Below are 26,233 nucleotides of genomic sequence, written 5' to 3'. Positions count from 1 at the left end.
ACTAGAGGCGGCGGATGTGCGGCATCGCGGGAACCGTCGGAACGACCGGCGCGGGCGCGGTCGAGCAGATGACGCTCGCCCTGTCCCATCGGGGGCCGGACGGGCGCGGCTGGACCGGCGCCGGCGCCGCCCGGGTGGGGGCGACCCGCCTCGCGATCGTCGACCCCGCCGCCGGCTCCCAGCCGATCTCCGACGAGACCGGCACGATCCACCTCGTCTTCAACGGCGAGATCTACAACCACCGTGAGCTGCGCGCCGAGTTGGCCGCAAGAGGGCACCGCTTCCGTACCCGCTGCGACAGCGAGGTCGTGCTCCACCTGTACGAAGAGCACGGCGAGGGGTGCGTCCAGCGGCTGCGGGGCATGTTCGCCTTCGCCGTCCTGCACGGCGACCGGCTCTTCCTCGCCCGCGACCGGCTCGGCATCAAGCCGCTCTACTACGCGCTCGTCCCCGAGACCCCGGCGTTCCTGTTCGCCTCCGAGGCCAAGGCGATCCTTCCCCGGCTCGGGCGCCGGCCACGGCTCGACCGGCAGGCCTTCGCCGACCTCGTCGTCCTCGGCCACCTCGTCGGCGACCAGACCCTGTTCGACGGCGTCCGCGCGCTGCCGCCCGGGCACACCATGCGGGTCTCGTTCGCCGGCGCGCTCCAGGTGGAGCCACCCGCGCCGTACCACTCCTCCGACTCCGCGCGCGACGACGCGATGACCTACGAAGAGGCCGAGGAGCGTCTGGCCGCCGCGTTCGAGGACGCCGTGCGCACCCACCTCGCGGCGGACGTCGAGGTCGGGTTCACCCTTTCCGGAGGCATCGACTCCACCCTGCTGGCGCTCTTCGCCCGCGAGCAGACCGACCTCCCGTTGCGCACCTTCACCGTGGCCGACCACGCCGAGCATCCCGACATCGTGCAGGCCGAGACGGTCGCGAAGCTGATCGGCTCCGACCACCGCACCTGCGTCCTCGACGCCGGCTCCTACCTGGAGACGATCCCCGCCCTCGTCCGCTCCGAGGAAGGGCCCGCCAGTCTGTTCGGGGCGAGCTTCCAGTACCTCTGCGGGCGGATCGCGGGCGAGGTCAAGGCGTGCGTCCACGGCGAAGGGGCCGATGAGCTGTTCGGCGGGTACCCCGAGTACCTCGACCGCGGCTACCGGGCGAGGTCCTTCCAGCGGCGGCTGGGGCTGCTCAAGCGGCTCGGCACGGCGCCGAGCGACCTCGCGGCGCAGACCATCGTGCGGCTGTCGGCGGCGGGGCCGTTCGACGAGCACCTTCGCGCCGTGTTCGAGGTGAACCTCGGCGACCCGCTGCAGCGCCTGCACCTCGACGTCGTGGACCGGTGCGCCATGTCCGCCGGGCTGGAGATGCGCGTGCCGTACCTCGACGACCCCATGGTGGAGCTCGCCCGGCGCATCCCCCTGCGGCACCTGGTGCGCGCCGACATCGGCGTGCGCAAGTACATCCTCCGGCGGCTCGCCCTGCGGCGCTTCGCCCCGGTCTACGGCCCGGCGGTCGTCGACGTCGTCCTGCGCGAGAAGCTCGGCGCGCCGTCCTCCGGCGTCCGCCGGCTGCAGGAGTTCGATCAGCTGTGCGAGAGCCGCCTGCCCGGCGACTACCTCGACCGTCACGAGCTCGGCTTCTGCTTCACCGCCAAACGCCAGTTGCTCATGTTCGAGTACTTCTGCGAGGCCTTCATGGAACATCACGGCGATGTGGACGCCGTGGGCGGCATCCTCGACTTCATCGAGTCACGGGCGCGGTGCCGCCCGTGAGCCTCCTCGAGATGCAGTCGTGCCTGGCCCGGCTCTACGTCAGCGACACCTTCCGCACCCTCTTCCGCGCCGACCCGGCGGGCACGCTCGCCGGGTACGACCTCACCGCCCGCGAGGCGGCGGCGCTCGAGGCCGTCGACCAGCGGATGCTGGAGGTGTTCGCCGCGACCCTGCGCAACAAGCGGGGCAAGCGTCTGCGGCGGGCCTACTCCGCCTCGTTCGCCTGGAACCACGCGGCCATGGAGGCCGTGCTCGCACGCCACCTCGAGGTGTCCTGCGCCCGCCCGGCGGGGACCTCCCACCGGGACGTCCTCGACTTCGGCGGCTTCGCCGAGCAGACCCTGGCCGATCCCGGCCGGTTCCCCCCTGCCGTCGCCGAGCTCCTGCGGTTCGAGCGGCTGGCGTACGAGGCGACCTTCGTGTGGCGGGCCGTCGCCGGGGGCGAACACGCGCGGGAGATGGCGCCGTCCGACATCCCGGTCGTGCCGGCCGGAGTCCTGATCGACGACTTCGGCCACGACGTCGTCGCCCTCGACGCCGCGCTGCGGGCGGGCGAGGCCGCGGGGGATCCGCCGCCGTCCCCGAACACCGTGGTCTTCCGGCCGGGCCGGGACGCCGGCGAGCAGCGGATGCTCCGCGTCAACGGGGCGACCGCGCTGGTGCTCCGCCTGTGCGACGGGCGGCGGACCGCCGCCGGTGTCGTGGGCGAGGCCGAGAAGGCGCTGCGGTCCGGCGATCTGACAGCCGCCGTCCTCGGCACGCTGCGCCGGCTCGCCGGCCTCGGGGTCGTGACGGTCGCGGCAAGGGAGGCAGAGGCATGACATCTTCCGGCGAGCACCTCCCCGGCGTCCCCCACCTGGGATCCGGGCTCGGTTACCGGCGCGAGCTGCGCGACCACATCCTGCGGGCGGCCGGGCGCATCGACGTCCTCGAAATCGTCACCGAGCAGTTCATGGACGCCGAAGGCGAGCTGGAGGAACTCGCCGACCATTTCCCGGTCATCCCGCACGGCGTCGGCCTGTCGCTCGGCACCGTCGGGCCGCTCGACCGCGACTACCTGAGCCGCGTGAAGCGGGTCTGCGACCTCATCGACGCGCCCTACTACAGCGAGCACCTGGCGATCACCCGGGCGCCCGGGATCGACATCGGTCACCTGTCCCCCGTGTGGTTCGTCGAGGACCAGCTGCGCACCGTCGTCGACAACATCGCGGCCGTGCAGGACTTCCTCGGCAGGCCGCTCGTGGTCGAGAACATCTCCTACCTTCTCGAGATCCCGTACGCCACGATGAGCCAGGGCGAGTTCTTCCACCGCATGGTTGAGGCGACCGGCTGCGGCGTGCTGCTCGACGTCGCCAACGTCCACATCAACTCCTGCAACCACGGCTTCTCCGCCGAGGCGTTCCTCGACTCGATGCCGCTCCACGCCGTGGTGCAGATCCACCTGGCGGGCGGCTTCCTGGACGGCGACGTCTACATCGACGGCCACTGCGCCCGGGTGAACGAGCCGACCTGGAAGCTGCTGGAGGTGCTGGCCGAGCGGGTCCCGGTGCGGGTGAGCATCCTCGAGCAGGACGCCGACTTCCCCGACGAGCTCACGCCGATGCTCGACGACGTCGACCGGTCGCGGCAGATCATCACCGCCGCGGGAGAGGGCCGCCGGTGATCCCCATGCGCGTCTGCATCGTGGGCAAGTACCCGCCGATCGAGGGCGGGGTCAGCTCCTCGACGTACTGGCTCGCCCGGGGGCTGGCCGCGCGGGGTCACGAGGTGCACGTGGTGACCAACGCCGACGAGGTCGACGACCGCTACCGCATCACGCTCGGGCCGCGGGACGCCCCGCTGATGCAGCCGGAGTTCCCCGGCACGGGCGGGCGGGTGCGCGTGCACGGCGTGGAGTCCTTCGCCCGGCGCGCGATGGCGCACATCCCGGTCGCCGACCCGTACGTGACCCGGCTGTCCTCCCTGGCCACGGACGTCGTGCGCCGGCACGGATGCGAGGTCGTGCTCGCGTACTACTTCGAGCCGTACGGCGTGGCCGGGTGGCTCGCCTCACGGTGGACCGGCCGCCCGCTGATCGTCAAGCACGCGGGCAGCGACCTCGACCGGCTCGCCGGGGTGCCCGGCCTGGCCACGGCGTACAAAGAGGTCCTCAGGAGCGCCGACGCGGTGGTGACGCGACGTCACCTCGTGCGGCGCTTCGCGGGCATGGGTGTGCCGCCCGGCCGCATCGTCCTCGACCCGCCGTACGCCCTCGCCCCGGCGTTCCACCCCGGCGCCGAACCGCTGGACGTCGACGCGGTCGCGCTGCGCGACGGCGAGGGCAACCGGCCGCGCCCGTTCGACCCCGCGGTCCCCGCCATCGGCGTCTACGGCAAGGTCGGTGAGACGAAGGGCACGTTCGACCTGGTGCGGGCGCTCGGCCGGCTGGCCGCCGAGGGCAGGTCCTTCACCTTCCTCGCCATGGTCGGCGGCCCGATGGGCGAGCTCCTCGCGCCCGCGCTGCGGGACGCCGGGCTGGCCAAGCGCACGATCATCCTGCCGTACCTCCCCAACTGGAGGGTGCCGTCGTTCATCCGGGCCTGCACGGCCGTGTGCTTCCTCGAACGCGACTTCCCCGTCGCCATCCACGGCCCGGTCGTCGCCCGCGAGGTCATGGCCTGCGGCACCTGCCTGGTGCTGTCGGGAGAGATCGCCGACAAGCAGGGGCACGGCGACGGGCCACGGCCGGGTGAGAATCCCCTGGTCGTCGGCGACCCCAAGGACGGTGACGCGCTGACGGCCGCGCTCAGGTGGGTCGTCGACGACCCCGAGGGCGCCAGGCGGCTCGGCGCGGCCGGCGCGCAGACCGGCGGCGGCACGCCGGGGGACTTCGAGGCGTACGTCGCCGCCTGGGAGGACCTCCTCCGGCACCATGCCCGGCCGAAGGCCGCCGCTGACGGCCCGGCGGCGCCGGGTGACGTGGAGGACGTGCTCGGGCTGGTCGCGCCCTCCCTGCTGCGGTACGTGCGGGCGAGCTGGCCGTCCGCCGTGGAGGAGTTCGCGGCCACCGGCCCGGCGACCGACCCGGCCTCGTGCGGGCTGCGGTTCTGCGCGTTCCTCGCCGGCCGCCTGGCGTCGGGGCCTCTCGCCGGGTACGCGCCCGTCGTGCGGGACGCCCTGCGCTACCAGGCCGCCCGGATCCACGCGAGTCACGACATGCCGGACGCCCCGCCGCCGTACGCCGTGGTCGACCGGCTCGGCGGCCGGCCGGTCGGCGGCGACGCGGACGGCCTGTACCCCGTGCGGGCCGTCACGGCGTGGGCCGAGCGGTTCGAGCACGACGTGGCGGCGCTGTTCCCCGTGTGGGCCGACCCCGCCGGCCGCTCCCCCGCCGACGGCGAGGCCTTCCGGTCGGTGACGGCGCGGCCGATGCTGGTGCTGTTCCAGCGGCTGCCCAACCTCATCCCCCGCGAACTGGAGATCGACGAGCGCACCCTGGAGCTCCTTTCCCGTTGCGACGGAAGCCTCACGACCGGCGAGGTCGTGGCCGCCACGGCATCGGACGCCGGTCCTGAGGCTCGGGCCGCCGTCCTGGCCGCGCTCGACCGGCTGTACCGGCTGGGGGTGATCGTCTTCGGTGAGACCGATCCCGTCCTGGGGTGGCGCAAGGGGGCCCGGTCCGATCCGGCCGCGCTCCCGCCGCTGCTGCGGTCGCCCCTCGGGTGAGGCGGACGGCATGTGCGGTTTCGCCGGAACCGTGGGGGGCTCGCCCGAGCCGGGCGCGGAGGTCCACCTGCTGCGGGCCATGGGCCGCCTTCTCGCGGCCCGCGGCCCCGACGGCGAGAGCCTCCACGCCGACGACCACTTCCGCGTGGTCTTCAGACGCCTCGCCGTCAACGACCTGACCGGCGGCCACCAGCCGTTCCGGTCCCCGGACGGCCGGCTGACCGTGGTGGTGAACGGCGAGATCTACAACCACGCCGAGCTGGCACGCCGTCACGTGCCGGGGGACCGCCTTCGCACCCGCTCCGACTGCGAGATCGTGCTGCACCTGTTCGCGTCGATGGGGACCTCGGCGTTCGCGGAGCTGAACGGCATGTTCTCCATCGCCGTCTGGGACGCCTGGGAACGCCGCCTCGTGCTCGCCCGCGACCGTCTCGGCGTCAAGCCGCTGTACTACGCCGAGCTCGGCGGGCGGCTGGTGTTCGCCTCGGAGCTCCGGGCGCTGCTCGTCCACCCCGACGCGCCGAGGTCTCTGGACTGGGACGCCTTCCACGACGTGCCCGGCCTGAGCTTCCCCTACCAGCGCCCGGCGGGGCGGGCGGTCCCGTCCGGGGTCGAGGGGGTCGAGCAGGTGGAGCCCGGCTGCTACGTGGAGTGGCGTCCCGGCCGTCCGGTGACCGGCACCCGCTACTGGGAGCCCGCCGGGCCGTCGCCGGACGGGGCCGGGGACGCGGCCGGATGGATCGAACGGTACGCCGAGCTGCTGGCCGACAGCGTGCGCCTGCGGCTCATGAGCGACGTGCCGGTCGGGGTGTTCCTCAGCGGAGGGGTCGACTCGGCGCTGGTGGCCGCCCTCGCGGCGCGGCACAACGACGCGCTGGAGGCGTTCACGCTGGTGGAGCCGTCGATCACGGCGGCCGGTGATCCGGCGGCCGCCCGGTCCGCCGCCCGTGCCCTCGGCCTGCCGCTGCACGCGGTGCGGGTCGACGCCGACGCGCTCGCCTCGACCATCGGGCTCGGCCTCCCGACGCTGGAGCACCTCGTCTGGATCATGGACTTCCCGGTGTTCGACCCCGAGATCCTCTTCAAGCACGAACTCCACCGCTACGTCGCCGCGACCCGCCCCGACATGAAGGTCGTCCTGCTCGGCCAGGGCGCGGACGAGTTCGCCGGCGGGTACTCCCGGCTCGGCTCGTCCACCTGGGCCGAGTGGACCCGGCACGAGGCCGCCGCGCTGCGCCGCGCGCGGGCCCGCACGCTCGGGATCCCCGCCGCGTTCGCCCCGCTGGTCGGCGCGCGGGTCACCGACGCCCCGCCGGCGGACCTCCCCGCGTCGTCGCCCGCCTGGCAGGCGGCGCGGTTCGGCGACCTCGCCGCGCACAACCTGTGGCACGAGGACCGCACGGCCTCGGCGAGCGGCCGGGAGAGCAGGGTGCCCTTCCTCGACCACCGGCTCGTCGAGCTGCTGTGCTCGGTACCGCCCGCGCTGCACGAGCGGCTCTTCCACGACAAGCGCATCGTCCGGCTCGTCGCCGAACGGGTTCTCCCCGCCTCGATCGCCCACCGGCCCAAGACCCCCATGTACGCCACCGGCGGGCGCGGCGGGTCGATCCGGCTGCTCCGCTCGCGGCTGATCGAGGCGTCGTTCGGCGACTTCCGGGAGAAGTACCTCCGCGCGGACGACACGCTGTTCGACGAGCGGCGCCTCGTCGAGCTCCACGACCGCGCCGCCCGCGCCGGGGCGGCCGACGACGCGGCCGCCCTGCTTCTGCGGTGCATGGCCATCGCGGTTTTCGAGCGGACCTGCCGCGATCTGGCCCGGCCCGGCCTGCGGCCGCCCCTCTCCCGGGCCCTGCCGTGCCCGCTGCCGGCTCCCGGGGTCGCCGCCGGCACCGTACCGGCCCCCGAGAGCGTCCCCGGCGCCGTACCGGCCGAGGCCGCGGGCGGCGCGGCGGCGCGCCCGCTGCCCGGAGCCGCGTTCCGGCCCGCGAAGGGCGTGACCCTGGCCGTCACCACCGGCCCGGAGCGCCACCTGCTCGTCATCCACGGCGGCGGGGTGGTGGCCCGGGTCGAGCTCGCGCCGGACTGCCCGGCCGCCCGGCTCGACCGGCTGATCCGTTCCCCGCGGCTGGGCCTCGCCGACCTGGCGGCCGCCCTCGGCGTGAGCGCCGACGTGGCGGCCCCCGTGGTCGAGGCGTTCCTGGCGCGCCGCTGGCTCGTCGAAGCCACGCCGGCCGGGTGTCCGGACGCCTCGCCCGACCTCACGGCGGCGGCGAGCGGCCTCCCCGCGGGACCGGCGGCGTGAGCGGCTCCGGGGAACTCCCCGACATCTCCGGCTTCGCCCGGGTGCGCCCGGAGGCGTGGCGGGCGTTCGGACTCAGGCTGGCCGAGGTCGGCTTCGGCCCCGCCTACTGCGCGGCGATGTGGAGGGCGCCGCGTGACCGGTACCCCGGCCTGCACCGGCCGATCCACCAGTGGCGCGCGAGCGGGCTCGAGGAGCCCGCAGCCGACGTCTACCGGCTGTTCTGCCTGGGACAACCGATCGGCGAGCGGGCGGCGGCCGCCGCCCTGACCCGTCCCGTACTGGCCACCGCCCTCGACGCGGGCCTGCTGCTGGAGGCGCCCGGAGGAACGGTACGGTCGGACCTGCTGCTGCGCGCCCAGGGGGACCTGTTCGTGCTGTGCGACGACGTCACCCGGCGCGGCGACGCGGTGTTCGGCGGCGGCCTCGGCAACGAGGCCTTCCGCGGCGTGGTGTCGGCCCGCTGGCCCGCGGGTGTGGCCGCCGACATCGGGTGCGGGGCGGGCGCGGCGGCCCTCGCCCTGAGCCGGCACGCCTCCAGGGTGGTCGCCACCGACGTCAACGAGCGGGCGCTCGCGCTCGCCCGGGTCAACGCCCGGGTGAACGGCGTGACCACCGTGGAGTTCAGGTCGGGGGACCTGTTCGACCCCGTCGCCGGGGAGCGGTTCGACCTCATCGTCGCGCAGCCCCCCTTCGTCCCCCGGCCGCCGGAGACGGCCGAGGCCGCGTACCTGTACGGCGGCCGGCGGGGCGTCGACCTGCCGTCCCGGGTCATCGCCGGGGCCCCGGCCCACCTGCGGGCGGGAGGGCGGGCGGCGGTCGTCTACGAGGCCCCGGTGACCTCCGGCGGGGACGACGCCGACCCGTGGCGGCTGCCGGCGCCGGAGCCGGGCCTGTGCGGCCTGCGCCTTCTCGGCTCGCCGGTGGACGCCGACGTCTACAGCACGAGGTACGCCCTGCCCCTGCTGCGTGAGGGCGTGGCCTCCTTCGACGCCGCCGTCCCCGCCATGCGGACGCATCTCGCCCGGGTCGGGCTGGCGGCCCTCAGGCCGGCGATCGCGGTGTTCGAGCGTCCGGCGGCCACCTGCCGCGGCTGGCGGGAGACCGTCCAGGTGGACGGCAGCCTGTGGGACGGCGTCGCACCCCTGTCGATCGTGCGCCTGCTCCGCGGCATCTCCGCGGTGCACCGGGGGCGGGACGCCGTGCTGGCGGCGCCGATCCGCGTCCCGGGCGACGCCCTCGTCATCGAAGCATTCGCCGGTCCCGCGGACGTGGTCCACCTCGCCCTTCCCCCAGGGCACCTCGGCCGGACCGTGACGCTGTCCCGCGCGGACCTCGACCTGCTGCGCGGCACCGTCGCCGGCTCCCCCGACCGGCGGCTTCACGTGCGCACCCTGGCCCTGCGCGCCGGACTGTGGGACGACGACGCCTTCGACCCGAAGGACTAGACGTACCGCATGGTGATGGTCAGGCGCCGGGGTGGCCGCTCGGGCGACACGCGCAGGAGCGGGGGGACCTCGTGCCAGACCCTCGGGCCGAGGACGCTCATCGCCCCCTCGCCGTCGTAGTGCGTCTCGAGGTACCCCCCGGACAGCACGCGCAGGCCGCCGACGCCGTCGAGGGTCACCGGGAAGGTGACGTCGATGCGGTCCCCCATGTGGGCGTCGTCGTGGGGGCTGATGTAGTCGCCCTCGTCGTACAGGTTGAAGAACATGCGCTCGTAGACGGCCGGCCCGATGACGTGCCGCAGGATCGGTGCGAGCCGGTCGGCGAGGAGCCTGCCGAACTCCACGAGCCCGACCGCCCTCAGCACCGAGGCGAGGGCGTCGCCCTGGCCGTCCCGCTCCAGCGAGCCGGTGTCGACCCGGCGCAACCGCCCGCCGCCCAGCAGGGTGCCCGCCGGCCCGGTGGTGTGTGGAACCCGCACCGCGAACGCCAGCGGCGACAGGATCGGCCACAGCTCCCCGGCCAGCGCCTCGAGCGCGGCCGGCGAGACGACGCCGGGGATCCGGACGAAGCCGGCCCGAAGGAAGCGATCTCCGGCCTCGTGGGCCGGGCCGGGGCTCCGGATGATCGCTTCGGCGTGCGGCGTCAGGGCGAGCACCTCGCAGTAGCGGTCGTCCAGCGCGTCGAGGTGGGGACGCAACGTCGAGTCGATGTTCATGACGTCCTTTCGGGGACGGCCGGCCGCTACAGGGCGACGCGGCGTGCTCCGGGGACGGGCTCGGGGGCCCGGCTCTGGAGGAGGCCGAGCTTGAGGAGCCGGTGGGCCTCCTCCCACACGACCGAGGGGTCACCGCCGAGGGCGTCGGCGATGTCGCGCACGCGGAACGCCGCGCTCTGGGCGAGCAGGAGGTCGATCGCCCCCGCACGCGCGGGATGCATCGGGCGGGTGCGCAGGTGGGCGCGTACGCCGTCGACGAGCTCGGGTTCGAGGCCGGGTGCCGGGCGCAGGGGCCGCTCCCAGACGCCGCGCGGGTCGACGACGAACCCGAAGGAGAGGGTGAGCCTGCTGGTCTCCCCGGTGACGGGCGTGGCGCCGTGGACGAGCTCGGTCGGGTGGAAGGCCCACATGCCGCGGTCGGGCACGTCGACCTCGACGCCCGCGATCACGGGCATGCCCCCGCCCTCGGGCCGGCGTACCAGGACGTTGCACCGCAGCAGCGGCACGAGGCCGTCGCCGATGGGCAGCCGGGCGTCCTTGTGGGTGTGGACGTCGCCCCCGGGACCGACGCTGGTGAGGAAGGAGCCCTTGTAGGGGTCGTCGGCGAGAGCCTCGATGCCGAGCCGGGCGATCACCCTGGCGCGGATCGCCCAGAACTCCTCGGGGAGCGGGCCGAGAGGCGTGCCGGAGACGTCGGGGACCCACACCATCGCCGAGCCGGCCGCCTCGGCCCGGCCTGCGCGCGTCATCGGGGTGAGCCCCCGGTCGCCCGCGGCGAGGTAGGGGGTCGACAGCGACGCGGCGTCGACGGGGTTGCGCAGCAGCCCGCCCCGGGCACGCCGCTCGGCGGCCCAGGAGCACAGGACCTCCTGCTCGCGAGGCGTGACCACCTCGTCGAGGACGAGCACCTCGTCGAGCCCCAGGAAGGCGGGAGGCGGCGGGCCTGCGGCGTCGTCGTGACCGGACATCTGTCACTCCCACCTCTACGGGCCGTGGCGCGGCTCTCCACCGAGAGTAGTCCAGCCCGTGGAGGCTGGACAGCGTTTCGCCCACGGGCGCACTGTCCTCATCTGGCCACGTGGTCGAGGATGCCGTGCCTGCTCAGGACCGCCGCGAACCGGAGGAGGTAGCCGGTCTCGACGGGGATCTCGGCGCCGATGTCGGCGTAGGTGCGCCTGCCGTCGCAGAGGCTGAGGAGCTTGAAGGCGTCGGGGGCGAGCTCCAGGGGGTCGGACCGGTCGCCGAAGGTGAGGACGACCTTGTCCGCCGACGGCGGCAGTCCTGCGCCCGTTCCGTCCGGCGTCTGGAAGGCCAGGGCGACGCCCGTGACCCTGCGGCCGATCAGCGGGACGTCCTCGGGGCCGGGGTTCTCCAGCGGGACGGGCGTCCTGCGCGGCTGCGGGCCGTCCGGTCGCGGCGTCTTGGTGATGAGCAGGTCGCCGAGCACGAGGGCGTCCAGCCCGCATTCGAGGAAGAAGGAGAGCGCCTCCTGCGGCGACTCGACGATGGGCATGCCGCGCCTGTTGAGCGAGGTGTTCAGCAGGACGGGAAGCCCCGTCCGCCGCTGGAAGGCGCGAAGCAGCCGGAAGTACCGGGGCTCGCTCTGCTCGGTCACCGTCTGCAGGCGCGCGCTGCCGTCCTCGTGGACGACGTTGACCAGGGCTTCGCGCCACTCGGGCCGGACGTCGAAGACGAGGATCATGTGCGGGCTGTCGTGTCCCTCGCAGTCGAAGTACGTCGCCGCCTCCTGGAGGATGACCGAGGGGGCGAAGGGCCGGAAGTCCTCGCGGAACTTGATGTCGCGGTTGATGTGGTCGCGCAGGCCCGGGACGCCGGGGTGGGCCAGGATGCTGCGGTGGCCGAGCGCCCTCGGCCCGAACTCCGCGCCGCCCTGGTACCAGCCCACGACCTTGCCCTCGGCGAGGAGCCGGGCGGTCTCCTCCACCACGTCCGCGGGCTGTTCGGCCCGGACGCGGCCGCCCGCCGCCTCCACCGCCTTGCGGACCTCCTCGGCCGGGTGGCGCGGGCCGAAGTAGGTGGACTGGTCGTGGCGGACCCGTTCCCGGCCGAGCACCTCCAGCCAGCCGTAGTAGGCGCAGCCGATGGCCAGGCCGTTGTCGCCCGCGGCGGGCTGCACGTAGAGCCGGCGGAACCCGGTCTCGCGGAGGATGCGGCTGTTGGCGACGGCGTTGAGCGCCACCCCGCCGGCGTAGGAGAGATTGGGCGAGGGCCACCGCTCGTACCGGTCGCGGACCAGGTGGAGGAGGGCACGCTCGACCTCGCGCTGCACCCAGTACGCGAGGTCGGCGTAGTACTGGAAGTCGTCCTTCAGGCCCGGCCGGGAGGCGCGCGGGGCCGTGAACGCCTCGAGGGCCTCCCTTCGCACGAGCACCCGTCCCGCCTCCAGCTCGAAGATCGGCTGGTCGAACCGGCCGGGCCGGCCGTACGGCGCGAGGCCCATGAGCTTGCCCGAGTCGTCGAAGCCGCCGAAGACGTATCCGCTGAAGGCGCGGTACACACCGCCGATGGAGTGGAGGGTGCTGGGCGGCGTCACCGGCCACCCCTTGGCCCCCCATGGCGAGAAGTCCTTGACGACGGGCCTGAGGGTGCCGCCCTCGGCGGCGTAGTAGCTGTCCTTCTCGAAGTACAGGTGCCCGAGCCCGGGCGGGACGCCGGTCGGGAGGTGCGCGCCCGCGAGGTCGAGGCAGTCTTCGTGGGCGTTGCCGCAGCCGTCGACGACCAGGACGGCCGTCTCGTCGAACGGGCAGCCGCCGAAGGCGCTGTAGGCGTGGGCGAGGTGGTGGGAGATGGTGACGACGTTCGTCGCGTCGCCGAGCAGGCGGCCGCTCCCCCCGTACTCGGCGTTGCCCTCGCGGAACATGCCGAAGTTCTCGTTCTGGACGACGACCGCCACCTCGTCGAGCGTGATCCCGGCCCGGTCGAGGACGTACTCCATCGCCAGCCGGTCGTTGCCGCCGTCGTGTTTGATCCGGGTGAGGCGCTCCTTCTCGATGGCGAGCGCGATGACGCCGTCGGCGAGCAGGCAGACGGAGCCGTCGTGGGACAGACCGGTGCCGAGGACATAGGTGGGGGCCGCCATCTCGTCACCGCCCCGGCCGGTGGGGCGGGGACGTCTCCGGCACGCGCATCGCCATCGCGGATCCTCCGGCCAGGCCTGGCTTCACGGTCTGTGCTCACCTTGACACATCTCGGCGTCACAGGCCATGCCGGAAGGGGACCGGGCTCGCCCAGGGCGCGGTGATCGCCCACATGGGGCCTTCATGACAGACCTGTTGACCAGGTGTTTCGGGTTGGGTCTACTCTAAAGTTTCTTTACTTATTACGCTCATGGAGTGGATTTAGAAGTGCGTCATCTGCGTGCCGTCTGCGCGATCGCCGATCACGGGAGCATTTCCAAGGCCGCCGTCGCGCTGAAGACCTCACAGCCGTCGCTGGCGGCCCAGCTGCGGCGTATCGAGTCGATGTTCGGCAGCCCGCTGTTCGAGCGGGGCCGGGCGGGCGCCACCCCGACCCCGCTCGGCGACTGGGTGCTGGCCCGCTCCCGGTCCCTGCTGCCCGCCTTCGAGGAACTGCGCCGCGACGGAATGCGGTACGCGGGCCGCAAGCTCGTGCGGGCCGGTTGCATCTCCACCCACCTCGCCGTCCATATCGTCAAGGCGTTGCGCGAGCTGATGCCCGACGCCGAGATCGACATGCGGACCGAGGAGGCCATGGACGTGCTGCCGACGTTGCTGCGGGCACAGCGGCTCGAACTGGCGACCCTCGCCGACTACCCCGACCGCGTGCTCGTCCCGCCCTCCGGGGTCGGCTACGCCGCCGTGGCCGCCGAGCCGATCTTCGTCGGGCTGGCCCGGACGCATCCCCTGGCGGACCGGGAGGAGGTGGAGCTGGGCGATCTGGCGGACGAGCAGTGGTGCCTGCCCGTGATGATGGAGGTCGGCCACCGGGACCATTTCACCGAGGCCTGCGAGAAGGCCGGGTTCGTCCCGGCCATCGGATGCGAGGTCACCGTCAGCGTGGCGGTGGACCTCATCGCGGCGGGCCGCTGCGTGGGCATGTTCCAGGCGACCAGCAGGGGCTACCCGGGCCTCGTCATCCGGCCGCTGGCGGGCACGCCGCTGAGCTTTCGCCACCTGGTCGGCTGGACGGAGGCGGGACCGGTCGCGCCGCACATCAGGAAGCTGGTGGCGACGGTGCGGCAGGACTACTGGGCCAAGGCCGGGCAGTCGCCGGTGTACCGCGGCTGGCTGAGACGTTACGGCCCGCTCCCCCAGCCGTGACGTCCGGATGGCCATAGGGCGAACGTATGCAAACCTGCGGGGTTACCCGTTTCGCGCCCGCGGTGCCACCGTGTGGTGCAGCCCCGGCCGGGCTCCTCCCTCTAACCCCCCAAGGGACAGGAGTCACCAGGAGTGAAACCCAAGCTCAGGTCGGGCGCGCTCGCCGTCCTCACGGCGGCCGCCCTGACCACGTCCTACCTCACCGGTCAGGCGGACGCCACCGCGTCCGCCGGCCGGGAGCACGTCCCGGCCGCGGCGGGCGGCGACGGGGCCACGGCCACCGCCGGCGCCCCCGGCGCGTTCGTCCAGCCGGACCCCACCGCCCGCAAGCGGGCCATCTCCGCCGCCGCCGGCGCCCTGGCCGCCTCGGCCAAGGCGCTGCACACCGCGGACGACGACGCGTTCATCTTGGACAAGTCGGTCGTCGGCACCCGGGGCCTGCAGTACCTCACCTACGCCCGCACCCACGCGGGCCTGCCCGTCTACGGCGGCGACGTCATCGTCTCCACCGACCCGACCGGGCAGGCCGTGCAGACCGTCGTCACCGGCCAGCGCGCCGAGCTCAAGGTGGCCGCCGTGCCCCGGGTGACCGAGGACGCCGCCGCGCGCACCGCACGCCGGCTGCTGTCGCCGGTGGACAGCGTGAGCGCCCCCACGCTGCTCGTCGACGCGGCCCTCGACACGCCCAGGCTCGCCTGGGAGGTGGTGGTCACCGGCACGCGGCACGGCGGGCCCAGCGTGCTGCACGTGTTCGTCGACGCGGTGAACGGCAAGGTGCTGGACTCCTACGACGACGTCCGGGACGGCACCGGCCACTCCTTCTACAACGGCAACCCGATCACGATCCAGACGTCCGGGTCGACCGGCTCGTATTCGATGACCGACACCACCCGGCCCGGCCTGCGTTGCGGCGGCCAGGGCGGCACCGCGTACACCGGCCCGGACGACGACTGGGGCAACGCCCGCGGCACCGACCTGGAGACCGCCTGCGTCGACACGCTGTACGACGCGCAGACCGAGTGGAACATGCTGCGCGACTGGCTCGGCCGCAGCGGGTTCGACGGACGGGGCGGCGCGTTCCCCGCGCGGGTCGGGCTGGCCGACGTCAACGCCTACTGGAACGGCAGCTACACCAACTTCGGCCACAACCAGTCCAACACCCAGCAGGCCACCACGATGGACGTGGTCGGCCACGAGTACGGCCACTCGATCTTCGAGAACTCGGGCAGCGGCGGCTCGGGCAGCGGCAACGAGACCGGCGGCCTCAACGAGTCGACCGGCGACATCTTCGGCGCCCTCACCGAGCACTACGCCAACCAGCCCGCCAACCTCGACCCGCCCGACTACCTGGTGGGCGAGGAGGTCAACCTCACGGGCACCGGCGAGATCCGCAACATGTACAACCCGTCGGCGAAGGGCGACCCGAACTGCTACTCGGCGTCGATCCCCTCGACCGAGGTGCACTCGGCGGCCGGCCCGCAGAACCACTGGTTCTACCTGCTGGCCGAGGGCAGCAACCCCTCAGGCGGGCCGTCCAGCCCCACCTGCAACAGCTCGTCGGTCACCGGCATCGGGATCCAGAAGGCCGGCCAGATCTACATGGGCGCGCTCAACCTCAAGACCGTGCCGTGGACCTACGCCAAGGCGCGGGTGGCGACGCTGAACGCCGCCAAGTCGGTCTTCCCGGGCAGCTGCACCGAGTTCAACGCGGTCAAGGCCGCCTGGACGGCCGTGAGCGTCCCGGCGACGAACGACCCCACCTGCACGGCGACCCCGACCAGCGACTTCGCCATGTCGCTGAACCCGGCCTCCGGCAGCGTGCGCGCGGGCCAGTCGGTCACCACGACCGTGAGCACCTCGGTGACCCAGGGCAGCGCCCAGCAGATCACGCTCAAGACAGCGACGCCGCTGCCCACGGGCATCACCGCGAGCTTCTCCCCGGCCACGATCACCGCTGGCCAGAGTTCGACGCTGACGCTGTCCGCCGCCTCGAACGCGGCCTCCGGCTCCTACTCCGTCAGAGTCATCGGCGACGGCACCAGCGTGGACAAGGAGGCGGTGTACGGGCTGACGGTCGGCACCACCCAGCCGCCCACGTCGCCCGACATCCCCGTCGCGAACGTGGCCGCGCACCTGAGCCAGCTGCAGTCGATCGGCAACCGGCCCTCGCCCTCGGCGGCGTACACCAACGCCCTGAACTACGTGAAGGGCAAGCTGGACGCCGCGGGCTACACCACGCGGGTGCAGAACTTCACCTACAACGGCCAGACGCACTCCAACCTCATCGCCGACTGGACCGGCGGCCCGTCCGGCCCGACGCTGATGCTCGGCGCCCACCTCGACAGCGTCGCGGCCGGCCCCGGCATCAACGACAACGGCTCCGGTTCGGCCACACTGCTGGAGCTCGCGCTAACGCTGGCCTCGCGCAACCCGACCCTCACCAAGCACGTGCGTTTCGCCTGGTGGGGCGCCGAGGAGCTCGGCATGCAGGGTTCCACCTACTACGTGAACAACGGCGGCGCGACCGGCGTCGAGACCTACCTCAACTTCGACATGACGGCCTCGCCCAACGCCGGCTACTTCGTCTACGACGACGACGCCGCGCTGCAGAAGCTGTTCAACGACTACTACGCCACGCTGAGCGTGCCGACCGAGATCGAGACCGAGGGCGACGGCCGCAGCGACCACACGCCGTTCAAGAACGCCGGTGTGCGGGTCGGCGGCCTGTTCACCGGCGCCGAGACGGTCAAGACCTCGGCGCAGGCGCAGAAGTGGGGCGGCACGGCCGGGCAGGCGTTCGACCGCTGCTACCACTCGGCCTGCGACACCTACCCCTCCAACATCAACACCACGGCGCTGGACCGCAACGCCGACGCCACGGCCTACGTGCTGTGGAAGCTCGCCGTGAGCGACACCCAGACGCCCACCGACGACTACTCCGTCTCGGTGAACCCCTCGTCGGCCTCGGTGCAGGCCGGGCAGTCGGCCACGGCGACCCTGGCGACGCAGGTCACCTCGGGCTCCGCGCAGTCGGTCACGCTGTCGGCGTCCGGGGCGCCCGCCGGGGTGACGGTGACGTTCTCCCCCTCGACGATCACCTCCGGGCAGTCGGCCTCGGTGACGATCGCCACGTCCGCGAGCACGCCCGCGGGCACCTACTCGATCTCGCTGAACGCCGACGGCGCCTCCGCCGACCACTCGGCGGCCTTCTCCCTGACCGTGGGCGGCGGCCAGGGCGGCACCACGTGGCAGACCTACACGGCCTACGCCGTCGGTGACGTGGTGACCTACCAGGGCGTCAGCTACCGATGCCTGCAGGCGCACACCTCACTGCCGGGCTGGGAGCCGCCCAACGTCCCGGCTCTCTGGCAGCGCCAGTGATCCCCGGAGCGGGCGGCCCACCGCACCGCCGCCCGCTCCGGCACCCTCCGAATCCGATAAGGAGACCCCTGTGGAAGACGAGAAGTCCGGCATCACCCGCAAGGACCTGCTCAAGGCGGCCCTGGTCGCCGCCCCGCTCCCGCTGCTGGCCGGCCAGGCCCCGGCCCTCGCCCGCACGGCCGCCTCGTCCGGCACGACGCTCACCCCCACGCCGTTCTGCCACGACGGCGACGAGGTCACCCGTGAGCAGACCGAAGGGCCCTACTTCAAGCCGAACTCCCCGCTGCGCAGCACGCTCCCGGGCAGCGGGACGCCGCTGACGGTGAGCGGCTACGTGTTCGGGGTCAACTGCCAGCCGCTGGCGAACGTGCTGCTGGACTTCTGGCAGGCCGACAACAACGGCGCCTACGACAACGTCGGGTTCAACTTCCGCGGGCACCAGTTCACCGACGCGCAGGGCGCCTACAAGCTCACCACGATCGTGCCCGGCCTGTATCCCGGCCGTACCCGGCACATCCACGTGAAGGCGCAGGCGCCGAACAAGCCGATCCTCACCACGCAGCTGTACTTCCCGGGCGAGCCGCGCAACAGCACCGACACGATCTACGACCCGGCGCTGCTCATGACCGTGCGCACGGTGGGGTCGGGCAAGGAGGGGACGTTCGACTTCGTCCTGAACGTCACCGGCGGCGGCGGTCCCACCCCGACCCCGACGCCCACGCCCACGCCGGGCGGCACCTGGCAGGCCGGCCACACCTACCAGGCCGGTGACCAGGTGACCTACGGCGGGGTGACCTACCGGTGCATCCAGGGGCACACGGCCCTGGTGGGATGGGAGCCGCCGAACGTCCCCTCCCTCTGGCAGCGCGTCGGCTGACCGGGCCCTCGCACTCCTCCTCGCCCGGGTGCCGCTGCCCGGGCGAGGAGCGCGGGACGTGGAACGGGCCGACCGGTCACCGCCGGTGCCCTGAAATCATCCCCTCGGCACGATGACGCCGCTCGCCGCCCCTGGTCCACCGGACCAGTACAGCCACAGCCGTACGACGTCGGGGAAGTAGACGACCGTGGCCGTGAGGTAGGCCAGTGCGAGCACGGTCAGTGTCACCTTGACCACCGACGTCGGCACCCCCTTGACGGACGCCACGGCGGCGGTTTCGACAGCGGTCCGGCCGCGCCGTCGCCGGACGATCGACGACAGCGCGATCCCGAGCACCGCCGCAGGTACCGCGAGGACGACGCCGGGCACCGCGATCACGTGGAGGTCTTCCGCCAGGGTCGCGGCCGCGGCGGGCCCGCACCGCCCCCGCCCGCCGCCGAACACGTCCATGCATGTCGCGGCGGCGCGACCGGCGGCCACGCCCGCCGTGCCGGTCAGGCCGGTCAGTGATACGGCGAGCAGGGTCAGGGGCGGCCGCAGCCGGGTGGTCGACGCGGCCGTGACGGCCGCCACGGCCACCTGTCCGAAGACGACGATCCATATGCAGGTGTGCCAGTACACGGCCGGGAAACTCCAGGACCCTCCATCCCCGGGGGCATGCCGTAGCGCATCCGGCAGGGCCGCCCGCGCGGCGAAGGGAAGCGCCAGGCCCGCGGCGAGGACGAGCAGGCCTCCTGCGGCTCCGATGAGCAGGGAGCGCCGCAGATCCCCCAGAGTCTCGGACCGGGCCAGGACGAGGACCGGCACCAGCCACAGCAGGGTCAGGCCGGGCAGGGTCAGTGGATTGACCGTCACGCCGTCCAGCGCGGGGAAGGACACGCCGCTCGCGTAAGACCAGGCGTCGTACCAGTGGCCGTCCAGGGGCGTGCCGTAGCGGAAGAAGGGCCGCCAGATCTGCGCCACGTCGGTGTCCCTGAAGGCGTACCACGCGCTGAACCAGGCCGTGCCGCTGATCACCGCCGCCGCGGTGACGGCGGGCATGGCCCACCTTCGATGGTGATCGCTGGGCAGGACGTGGAACGTCACCGACAGGAACCACGTCGAGACCACCAGTGCCCCGGCCGCGAACAGCACGCTCGTCACGACCACCTGATCCCAGCGCATCGCCGCCACCTCGTCCCCGGCACCCGCGTCGAGGCCGGGCGTGAGGCGCCGGACGAAGAACGGCAGCAGGGAACCGGCGAGAAATCCCGTGGCCAGGACGAGCGGCGCCCCTGTCCACAGCAGCGGCCCCGCCGGCCGCGACGCTGCCGCCCGCCACAGGGACACTGTGAACAGCCCGATCAGCAGGGGGCCGATCAGAAGCCCGGTGACGAGGTCGGCCGAGAGGGTGTTCACCCACCGGAAAGTCAGCACGAGTTGCTTTTCGGCCAGCACCTGGAGGTTCACCGCGAGCAGCCCGACGATCGCCCCGATCGTCGCGAACTCCGTCAGCGAGGGCCGCAGTGCCAGCGCCGGGTGCCGGCTCACCTCGAGGCGGCGGACCGGGGAGGGATGGTCGCGCAACACCACCCATCGGGCAGCCGTCGCCGTCCTGGCCCTGTCCGCGAGCACCTGCAACAGTGATTCCAGGGCCCCGCCCTGGCGCGCGGCCGTGCTGTCGGCTTCGGTCTCGCGGGTCCGCAAGACCGCGTTGCGCGCCAGGTATATCAGCCCGGCGAGGATCGGGATCAGACCGAAGACATAGGGGTCGACAAGAGCGAACGCCACGTCGATCCCGCTGTAGAACCGGACGACGGCCCGCTCGTTGGTCACGCTGGGCGGCGCCTCTAGGCCGATGATCACCATGTCCGCCGGCAGCCGGATCACCGGAGCGGTCCACGGTAGCGTCTGGTAGACGACCAGTGCGGCGAAAGGCACGGCCGCCACGACGATGAACGACCACCATAGGCACAGGGACATGTAGGTCTTGCCCACGTCGCGGTTGCGCAGGTGTGCCAGCTCGTGCAACACGATGGCCTCCGCCTGCGGGTCGCCCCGCGACAGCCGTACGGCCAGGCCGAGATCGAGCACGATGTAGTGCCGTCCGAACCGTCCGAACGCCTGCCCGTCGCTCCCCCGGGGACGAGGGGCCAGCAGCCACGTCGGCGGGCGGGTGAGGCCCATGCGCACGCGCAGCCGGTCCAGCGCGGCCTCGGTCGACCCGTGGCGCGCCGGATCGAGGGGGCGAAACCGGCCGCGCCGGATCATCCACCAGGGGTGGAGCCAGTAGAGGGCCAGGGCGAGACCGAACAGCAGAGCCATGCCCAGGATCAGCCAGGAGGCCGCATCAAGGAAGAAGGGGCGCTGGCAGCTCTCCAGCGCCTGCCTCATCGCCTCGTACGCGCGGGCCTGCCCGGGGTCGCCGGTGCCGCTCCACGGTTCCTGGGCTCCTGGAACCGTTTCGTAGCAGTGCCATATCCCCAGAAGGTAGGTCTCTAATTTTAGCGGTATTAAGTCGTAAATCGGAGAAAATGTATATAAACCGCCAACCGTGACCGCCAGAATGAGCAGGATGAACCGGATCGTGGTTCCCGCGGGCGGCCGGTATCCGCTCCCGCACCTTCCGGTGACGCCCGTTTCCTCCACCTCTGGCGGTTCCCGCCCTTTTCCCGTTCTGTCCAGAGCGGACCCGCCGGCCGCTTCCTTCTCCCCCGGAGCAGGCTCCTTCCCGCCCGGCGCGGGCTCTCCGAACACCTCTCCGCCGCCTCTCCCGTCCGTCAGCCCTCAAGCCGGTCATCAGCCGGCCGGCCCGCCGCGGCGTCACCGGCACCGGCCGCCGGCCCGTCGACGACGCCGTTCCCCCAACGCCCCTCGACACCCGCAGCCTGACCGGCGCTCGAGGTGACCCCAGGAAGGAGCATGGCGACGACCGCGTTGGCCATGACTTCCGCCTTATCGGCCTTCGCGCCGTGCCGGCACGCGACCTCGATCGCGACCTCGCGCACCTGAGCCAGTTGCTCCGGCGTCAGTGACAGCGGCGGGTCCGAAGGTTGCCGCGGCTCCGGCGAGGGACGCGGTTCGAGGGCGGCCCTGCCGCGGTTCCCCTCGCCTGTCGCCCTCCCAAGGCCGAACAACCGTTTCAACGCCCCCGGCAGCGCCGAGGGTTTGACACCCTTCAACGTCTCGCTCACGGTGTGCTCCACGGTCGCGTTCATGACCGCCAGCGCCACCACCGACATCAGGTCGACCAGCTCGGCGGCGCCGAACCGCAACGGGCCGCCACCTGCCCCACCCCCGGTCAGCACGCGCTCCGGGGCCGCGAAGTAGGCATCACTGATTTCCGGAAAGAACGGCAGTTCTTCGGGCGCGACCTGGCGCACGATAATCTCGGCGCCATATCGGATGATTGCCTCATCTGTCATGATTTGCAGATGCCTCTTCCTGGTACCACCCAAGCGCATTCTCCCTCTACCGGGAGACATTTCGCCATTCTTCCAGAAAGTCGCGGCCAACGAAATACCGCCGCGGCCTCGTCAAGGTGATAATCCCGGCACACGGCCGGAGAAGGGCGGCTCAGCCCCGGTGTCCCCACCCGGCCACCGGTGCCACCGCCTGCCACCGGGCTCGGACCGGCGCGGCCGGGCCGCGGTCGTCCGGATCCGGGTCGTGAGGCCGCCCTGTCGGGTCACGGCAGCCGGGGCAGCAGCAGGCGGGCCACGTCGTAGGCACGGCTGATCGGGGACCGGTCGTCGCCGGGCTTCCAGTCCTCCGCCGTCCACACATCCGACATGACCGCCTTGACGAAACCCCAGGCCACGACGCGGTCCACCGGGATCGCCAGCTCGTCGGACAGCTGCTCGACCCGGGCCGGGACCAGTGCGGTCAGCGCCTCGTCGCGGTCGTCCGGATCCGGGTCGAACAGCATCGTGGCGGCGTCGTAGCCGGGGTCGCCGACCAGACCGTGCGGGTCGATCGCCAGCCAGGGCTCCCGCGTCGCGCTCAGGACGTTGTCGTGGTGCAGGTCACCGTGCAGGACGACGCGTTCGGTGGCCGAGGCGCACAGCTCGCGCATCAGCCCGCCCGCGCGCACGACGAGGTCCAGAGGCAACGGCCCGGCCTCACCGTGCGTGGCGGCGTAGTCGTCGAACGCCTTGACCTGCGACGACGCCTCCGGCAGCGGGCAGCCGGGCGGTGGTGGAACGTGCAGGCGCCGCATGACGGCGGCCAGCGCCGAGGTCGCCTCGGAGTCCCTGCCGGGCACCAGATGACGAAGGCGCCGGCCGGGGACGGCGCGCTCCAGCAGCAGCGCGCCGCGTGCGAGGTCGACGCGCAGCGGCCGGACCGCTCCGCGGCCGCCGAACGCCGCGAGAGCGGGCGCCTCCTCGGCCAGCGACGTACCGCTCGGCACGCCCAGCTTGAGCACGGCCGGCGTGCCGTCCCCGAGGACCACCCGCGTGACGTAGTGGTAGGACAGCTCGTACGGCTCCCCCACCGTCAGGTCCCAGTCGCGGGCCACGGCCTCCAGGATGGTCGGCAGCTCCGCCAGCCACCGGGCGCCGTCGTCGCCCCACACCCCCATGACGTTCCCGGCCAGTTCATCGGTCACCATGATCACCACCGTAGCGGAGCCGCGACCGCCCGGCGGCGACGCCTTCGCGTTCCGGCCGGACGGCTCCTCGCGGTGAATCGCGGGCGATCGCGGAATCGGCCCGCGCCGGCGAACTGAAAGTTTCAACTTCCCGGTGTGACGTTTTCGGACTCGAATTCGTCAGTTAATATGACGATCAGCTTTGGGAGCACTCCCACTCACCGGAACCCCCTCCCACATGGACCAGTCGTTCTACTTCTGCAGCGACGTGAACTTCACGTGACCGCGGGGCTCCGCCGGGGCACCCTCTCCCCCGGCGGAGCCCCGCCAGGGCACCACCCGCCGACGCGGCGGGAACCACGACGGGGTACGGTCACGGACAGCGAGGCCGGCGGCCGCCGGTCCTCGCCGTCGCTCGTTCGACGCCGTGACCGCCCGCCGGAAGGCCCATGATGACGATCGCGACCGCCGACCTGTACGACGAGCGGGGAGACGAGCTCGACTCCTGCGACCTGCAGCTGCGCCAGTACGGCGGGCGCCGCGCCTTCCACGGCGTGATCGCCACTGTGCGCTGTCACCAGGACAACGCCCTGCTCAAGGGCTACCTGTCCGAACCCGGCGAAGGACGGGTGCTGGTGGTCGACGGCGGCGGGTCGCTGCACACCGCCCTGATGGGCGACGTCATCGCGGGCATGGCCGTGGCCTCCGGCTGGTCGGGCGTCGTCATCAACGGAGCCGTCCGCGACGTCGCGGCCCTGGCCGCCCTCGACCTCGGCGTCAAGGCCCTGGGGTCCAATCCCCGCAAGAGCACCAAGAACGGCACCGGGGAACGCGACGTGCCGGTGAGCTTCGGCGGGGTCACCTTCCTGCCCGGGGCCGAGCTCTTCAGCGACGACGACGGCATCCTCGTCACCAGGAAGTGAACCCGCGGGACGCTCAGGCGTCCCCGGGCGGCAGCAGTTGCTCGGCCCAGATGATCTTCCCCATGGAGGTCTGCCGGCTGCCCCAGCGGTCGGCGACCTGGGCCACCAGGAGCAGGCCGCGGCCTCCCTCGTCGAAGACCCGCGCGCGGCGAAGGTGCGGGGCGGCGCTGCTGCCGTCGGACACCTCGCAGATGAGGGCGTCGTCGCGGATCAACCGCACCTGTATCGGGGCGCCGCCGTACCGGATGGCGTTGGTGACCAGCTCGCTGACGATCAGCTCGGTCGCGGGCACCATCTCCTCCAGCCCCCACGCCACCAGTTGCCGGGCCGCCGCCCGGCGCGCCTCGGGGACCGCCAGGGGCTCCGAGGGGAGCCGCCACGTGCGCACCTGGTCGGCGGCGAGCGTGGCGGTCCGGGCCAGGACCAGGGCGATGTCGTCGGCGGGGCGCTGGGTCAGCACGGCGTCGAGCACGTTGTCGCAGGTCTCCTCCAGCGAGCGGGCGGGGCCGTCGAGGGCCCGCCGCAGCAGGCCGAGCCCCACCTCGATGTCGCGGTCGGCGGTCTCGATGAGGCCGTCGGTGTACAGCGCGAGCAGGCTGCCCTCGGCGAGTTCGATCTCGACGGCCTCGAACGGCAGCCCGCCCAGGCCGAGCGGAGGCCCGGGCGGCAGGTCCACCAGCCGCACCCCGCCCTCCGCGTCGGCCAGCACGGGCGGAGGATGGCCGGCCCGCGCCATGCTGCAGCGCCGGGTCACCGGGTCGTACACCGCGTACAGGCAGGTGGCGCCGACCTCGCCCATGGTGCCCTCCGGCTGCCCCCGCGCGTCGGGGCCCTCCTCGCGGTCGAGGCGGACGACCAGGTCGTCCAGCCGGGTGAGCAGTTCGTCGGGGGGAAGGTCGACGTCGGCCAGGGTGCGCACGGCGACGCGCAGCCGGCCCATGGTCGCGGAGGCCTGGACACCGTGGCCGACCACGTCGCCGACGACCAGCGCGACCCGGGCGCCGGACAGCGGGATGGCGTCGAACCAGTCGCCGCCGATGTGGAGGCCGGAGCTGGACGGCAGGTAGCGGTAGGCGACCTCCATCGCGGGCAGTCCCGGCGGCCGTTCGGGGAGCAGGCTGCGCTGCAGCGTCAGGGCGGTGCTGCGCTCGTGGGTGTACCGGCGGGCGTTGTCGATGGTCACCGCCGCCCTGGCGACGATCTCCTCGGCCAGCAGCAGGTCGTCCTCGGTGAAGGGCTCGGACGTACGGTGCCGGAGGAAGTGCGCCAGCCCCAGGGTCGCGCCGCGTGCGCGCAGCGGCAGCAGCATCACCGAGTGGATGCCCACCTGGGCCGCGCGCGCGGCGCGCGGCGCGCACGCCCGGACCCACTCCCACAGCAGGGGGTCGTCGGGACGGTGCTTGGTGGCCCTGCCCGTCGCCAGCGCCTGGACCGGCGCGGAGCACGCCGGGTACACGCCGCTCTCCCCCTGCGCCATCACCGCCTCCGGGCAGCCCTCCAGAACCGAGCGGTGGGCCGCCCGGCGGAACTCCGCCGGCTCGTCGTACGGCACCGGTTCCGGCTCGTCGCCCCGCGCGACCGACTCCAGCAGGTCGATGGCGGCGAAGTCGGCGAGCCCGTCGACGGCCACCTCCGCCAGTTCCTCCGCCGTCCTGACCACGTCGAGGGTGCTGCCGATGCGCTCGGCGGCGTCGTTGAGCACGGCCAGGCGCCGCCTGGCCCAGTGCTGGTCGGTGACGTCGAAGACCGTGGTCGACGTCCCGCGCACGCCGCCGGTCTCGTCGGCGACCGGGGAGAAGATCACCGACCAGTACCGCTCCTCCGGGTGCCCGGGGGGCCTGCCGTAGGACTCGCGGGACACCACCTCACCGGTCCGCAGCACGTGCCGGTGGATGTCGTCGTACTCGTCGTAGGGAGGGTAGGGCAGGATCTCCCGCGGGGTGAGGCCCAGCATCTCCTCTTCGCCGCGGCCCAGCAGGCGCGTCATCCGCTCGTTGGCGCCGACCAGCCGCGCCTCGTGGTCGTACACGGCCACGGGCACCGGGAGCTGAGCGAGCGCGGAGTTCCACAACTCCGCCGCCTCCGACGGAACCAGCCGGTCGTGTCGTTCTCCCAGAGGGGGGACGATCTCGTCGTCCATGCGTTCCCCGCCATCGTTCTCGTGCGGAGCGCGGCCGGTGAGGGCCCGTCGGGACACCGGCGTCCCCGCACACCGCCCTTGCGAGCCTACCGCCCGGACCGGCCGCCCTC

The 26,233-nt window shown here is 73.0% G+C and carries 17 protein-coding genes; 10 read left to right on the top strand and 7 right to left on the bottom strand.

The window, feature by feature from the left end:
- Positions 1-14: 14 nt before the first annotated feature.
- The 6 genes from asnB (KIK05_RS14530) to KIK05_RS14505 are packed head-to-tail and all read left to right on the top strand — an operon-like array spanning position 15 to position 9,215.
- Entirely contained in the window at positions 15-1,763 is a 1,749-nt protein-coding gene (gene asnB, locus KIK05_RS14530) for an asparagine synthase (glutamine-hydrolyzing) (RefSeq protein WP_214411215.1), read from the top strand.
- Positions 1,760-2,584: an Os1348 family NHLP clan protein gene (locus tag KIK05_RS14525; protein WP_214411214.1), complete on the top strand. Its 825-nt coding sequence runs from the start codon at positions 1,760-1,762 to the stop codon at positions 2,582-2,584. The genes asnB (KIK05_RS14530) and KIK05_RS14525 overlap by 4 nt, the downstream gene beginning before the upstream one ends.
- Complete coding sequence (locus KIK05_RS14520; RefSeq protein WP_214411213.1) at positions 2,581-3,426, top strand: MbnB/TglH/ChrH family RiPP precursor modification enzyme; 846 nt, start codon at positions 2,581-2,583, stop codon at positions 3,424-3,426. The genes KIK05_RS14525 and KIK05_RS14520 overlap by 4 nt, the downstream gene beginning before the upstream one ends.
- 5 nt (positions 3,427-3,431) lie before the next feature.
- Positions 3,432-5,468 carry a glycosyltransferase gene (locus KIK05_RS14515; RefSeq protein ID WP_214411212.1) on the top strand — a complete coding sequence of 679 codons (2,037 nt, stop codon included), beginning with the start codon at positions 3,432-3,434 and terminating at the stop codon, positions 5,466-5,468.
- A gap of 10 nt (positions 5,469-5,478) precedes the next feature.
- The gene (gene asnB, locus KIK05_RS14510; RefSeq protein ID WP_214411211.1) at positions 5,479-7,770 is read left to right on the top strand and encodes an asparagine synthase (glutamine-hydrolyzing); all 2,292 of its coding nucleotides are present in this window, start codon (positions 5,479-5,481) and stop codon (positions 7,768-7,770) included.
- On the top strand, positions 7,767-9,215 hold the full coding sequence (locus tag KIK05_RS14505) for a methyltransferase (protein WP_214411210.1): 1,449 nt from the start codon (positions 7,767-7,769) through the stop codon (positions 9,213-9,215). Before asnB (KIK05_RS14510) ends, KIK05_RS14505 begins: the two co-directional genes overlap by 4 nt.
- Here KIK05_RS14505 and KIK05_RS14500 read toward each other — a convergent pair.
- From KIK05_RS14500 to KIK05_RS14490, 3 genes are all read right to left on the bottom strand, one after another.
- Positions 9,212-9,931 (bottom strand): 2OG-Fe(II) oxygenase, encoded by a 720-nt coding sequence (locus KIK05_RS14500; protein ID WP_214411209.1) that lies wholly within the window; start codon positions 9,929-9,931, stop codon positions 9,212-9,214. The two genes, KIK05_RS14505 and KIK05_RS14500, sit on opposite strands and share 4 nt — an antisense overlap.
- A gap of 26 nt (positions 9,932-9,957) precedes the next feature.
- Entirely contained in the window at positions 9,958-10,899 is a 942-nt protein-coding gene (locus KIK05_RS14495; protein WP_214411208.1) for a hypothetical protein, read from the bottom strand.
- 98 nt (positions 10,900-10,997) lie between these two features.
- Complete coding sequence (locus KIK05_RS14490; protein ID WP_214411207.1) at positions 10,998-13,031, bottom strand: carbamoyltransferase family protein; 2,034 nt, start codon at positions 13,029-13,031, stop codon at positions 10,998-11,000.
- A 253-nt stretch (positions 13,032-13,284) separates the two neighbouring features.
- Between KIK05_RS14490 and KIK05_RS14485 the strand changes: the two genes are divergently transcribed.
- The 3 genes from KIK05_RS14485 (at position 13,285) to KIK05_RS14475 (ending at position 18,490) form a co-directional block, all read left to right on the top strand.
- Positions 13,285-14,232 (top strand): LysR family transcriptional regulator, encoded by a 948-nt coding sequence (locus KIK05_RS14485; RefSeq protein WP_308249915.1) that lies wholly within the window; start codon positions 13,285-13,287, stop codon positions 14,230-14,232.
- A 132-nt stretch (positions 14,233-14,364) separates the two neighbouring features.
- Positions 14,365-17,613 (top strand): M28 family peptidase, encoded by a 3,249-nt coding sequence (locus KIK05_RS14480; protein ID WP_214411206.1) that lies wholly within the window; start codon positions 14,365-14,367, stop codon positions 17,611-17,613.
- A gap of 70 nt (positions 17,614-17,683) precedes the next feature.
- Entirely contained in the window at positions 17,684-18,490 is an 807-nt protein-coding gene (locus KIK05_RS14475; protein WP_214411205.1) for a dioxygenase family protein, read from the top strand.
- A gap of 96 nt (positions 18,491-18,586) precedes the next feature.
- Here KIK05_RS14475 and KIK05_RS14470 read toward each other — a convergent pair whose 3' ends face one another.
- From KIK05_RS14470 to KIK05_RS14460, 3 genes are all read right to left on the bottom strand, one after another.
- Positions 18,587-20,863 carry a M48 family metalloprotease gene (locus tag KIK05_RS14470; RefSeq protein ID WP_214411204.1) on the bottom strand — a complete coding sequence of 759 codons (2,277 nt, stop codon included), beginning with the start codon at positions 20,861-20,863 and terminating at the stop codon, positions 18,587-18,589.
- A gap of 386 nt (positions 20,864-21,249) precedes the next feature.
- Positions 21,250-21,927: a hypothetical protein gene (locus KIK05_RS14465; protein WP_214411203.1), complete on the bottom strand. Its 678-nt coding sequence runs from the start codon at positions 21,925-21,927 to the stop codon at positions 21,250-21,252.
- Between the two features lie 230 nt (positions 21,928-22,157).
- On the bottom strand, positions 22,158-23,081 hold the full coding sequence (locus KIK05_RS14460; protein WP_214411202.1) for an aminoglycoside phosphotransferase family protein: 924 nt from the start codon (positions 23,079-23,081) through the stop codon (positions 22,158-22,160).
- Between the two features lie 431 nt (positions 23,082-23,512).
- Here KIK05_RS14460 and rraA point away from each other — a divergent pair, with 431 nt between their 5' ends.
- Complete coding sequence (gene rraA, locus KIK05_RS14455) at positions 23,513-23,983, top strand: ribonuclease E activity regulator RraA (RefSeq protein ID WP_214411338.1); 471 nt, start codon at positions 23,513-23,515, stop codon at positions 23,981-23,983.
- 13 nt (positions 23,984-23,996) lie between these two features.
- Here rraA and KIK05_RS14450 read toward each other — a convergent pair whose 3' ends face one another.
- The gene (locus KIK05_RS14450; RefSeq protein WP_214411201.1) at positions 23,997-26,123 is read right to left on the bottom strand and encodes a SpoIIE family protein phosphatase; all 2,127 of its coding nucleotides are present in this window, start codon (positions 26,121-26,123) and stop codon (positions 23,997-23,999) included.
- Positions 26,124-26,233: the final 110 nt, after the last annotated feature.

It is taken from the genome of Sphaerisporangium fuscum, from assembly GCF_018531465.1.
Classification (GTDB): domain Bacteria; phylum Actinomycetota; class Actinomycetes; order Streptosporangiales; family Streptosporangiaceae; genus Sphaerisporangium; species Sphaerisporangium fuscum.
This window is presented reverse-complemented; position numbering and strand designations above follow the sequence as displayed.

What these genes read in the sequence shown, in the direction of transcription:
- asnB (WP_214411215.1), top strand. Translation starts at nt 15, where the DNA reads ATGTGCGGCATCGCGGGAACCGTCGGAACGACCGGCGCGGGCGCGGTC.
- KIK05_RS14520 (WP_214411213.1), top strand. Translation starts at nt 2,581, where the DNA reads ATGACATCTTCCGGCGAGCACCTCCCCGGCGTCCCCCACCTGGGATCC.
- KIK05_RS14515 (WP_214411212.1), top strand. Translation starts at nt 3,432, where the DNA reads ATGCGCGTCTGCATCGTGGGCAAGTACCCGCCGATCGAGGGCGGGGTC.
- asnB (WP_214411211.1), top strand. Translation starts at nt 5,479, where the DNA reads ATGTGCGGTTTCGCCGGAACCGTGGGGGGCTCGCCCGAGCCGGGCGCG.
- KIK05_RS14500 (WP_214411209.1), bottom strand. Translation starts at nt 9,931, where the DNA reads ATGAACATCGACTCGACGTTGCGTCCCCACCTCGACGCGCTGGACGAC.
- KIK05_RS14495 (WP_214411208.1), bottom strand. Translation starts at nt 10,899, where the DNA reads ATGTCCGGTCACGACGACGCCGCAGGCCCGCCGCCTCCCGCCTTCCTG.
- KIK05_RS14490 (WP_214411207.1), bottom strand. Translation starts at nt 13,031, where the DNA reads ATGGCGGCCCCCACCTATGTCCTCGGCACCGGTCTGTCCCACGACGGC.
- KIK05_RS14470 (WP_214411204.1), bottom strand. Translation starts at nt 20,863, where the DNA reads ATGAGGCAGGCGCTGGAGAGCTGCCAGCGCCCCTTCTTCCTTGATGCG.
- KIK05_RS14460 (WP_214411202.1), bottom strand. Translation starts at nt 23,081, where the DNA reads ATGGTGACCGATGAACTGGCCGGGAACGTCATGGGGGTGTGGGGCGAC.
- rraA (WP_214411338.1), top strand. Translation starts at nt 23,513, where the DNA reads ATGACGATCGCGACCGCCGACCTGTACGACGAGCGGGGAGACGAGCTC.
- KIK05_RS14450 (WP_214411201.1), bottom strand. Translation starts at nt 26,123, where the DNA reads ATGGACGACGAGATCGTCCCCCCTCTGGGAGAACGACACGACCGGCTG.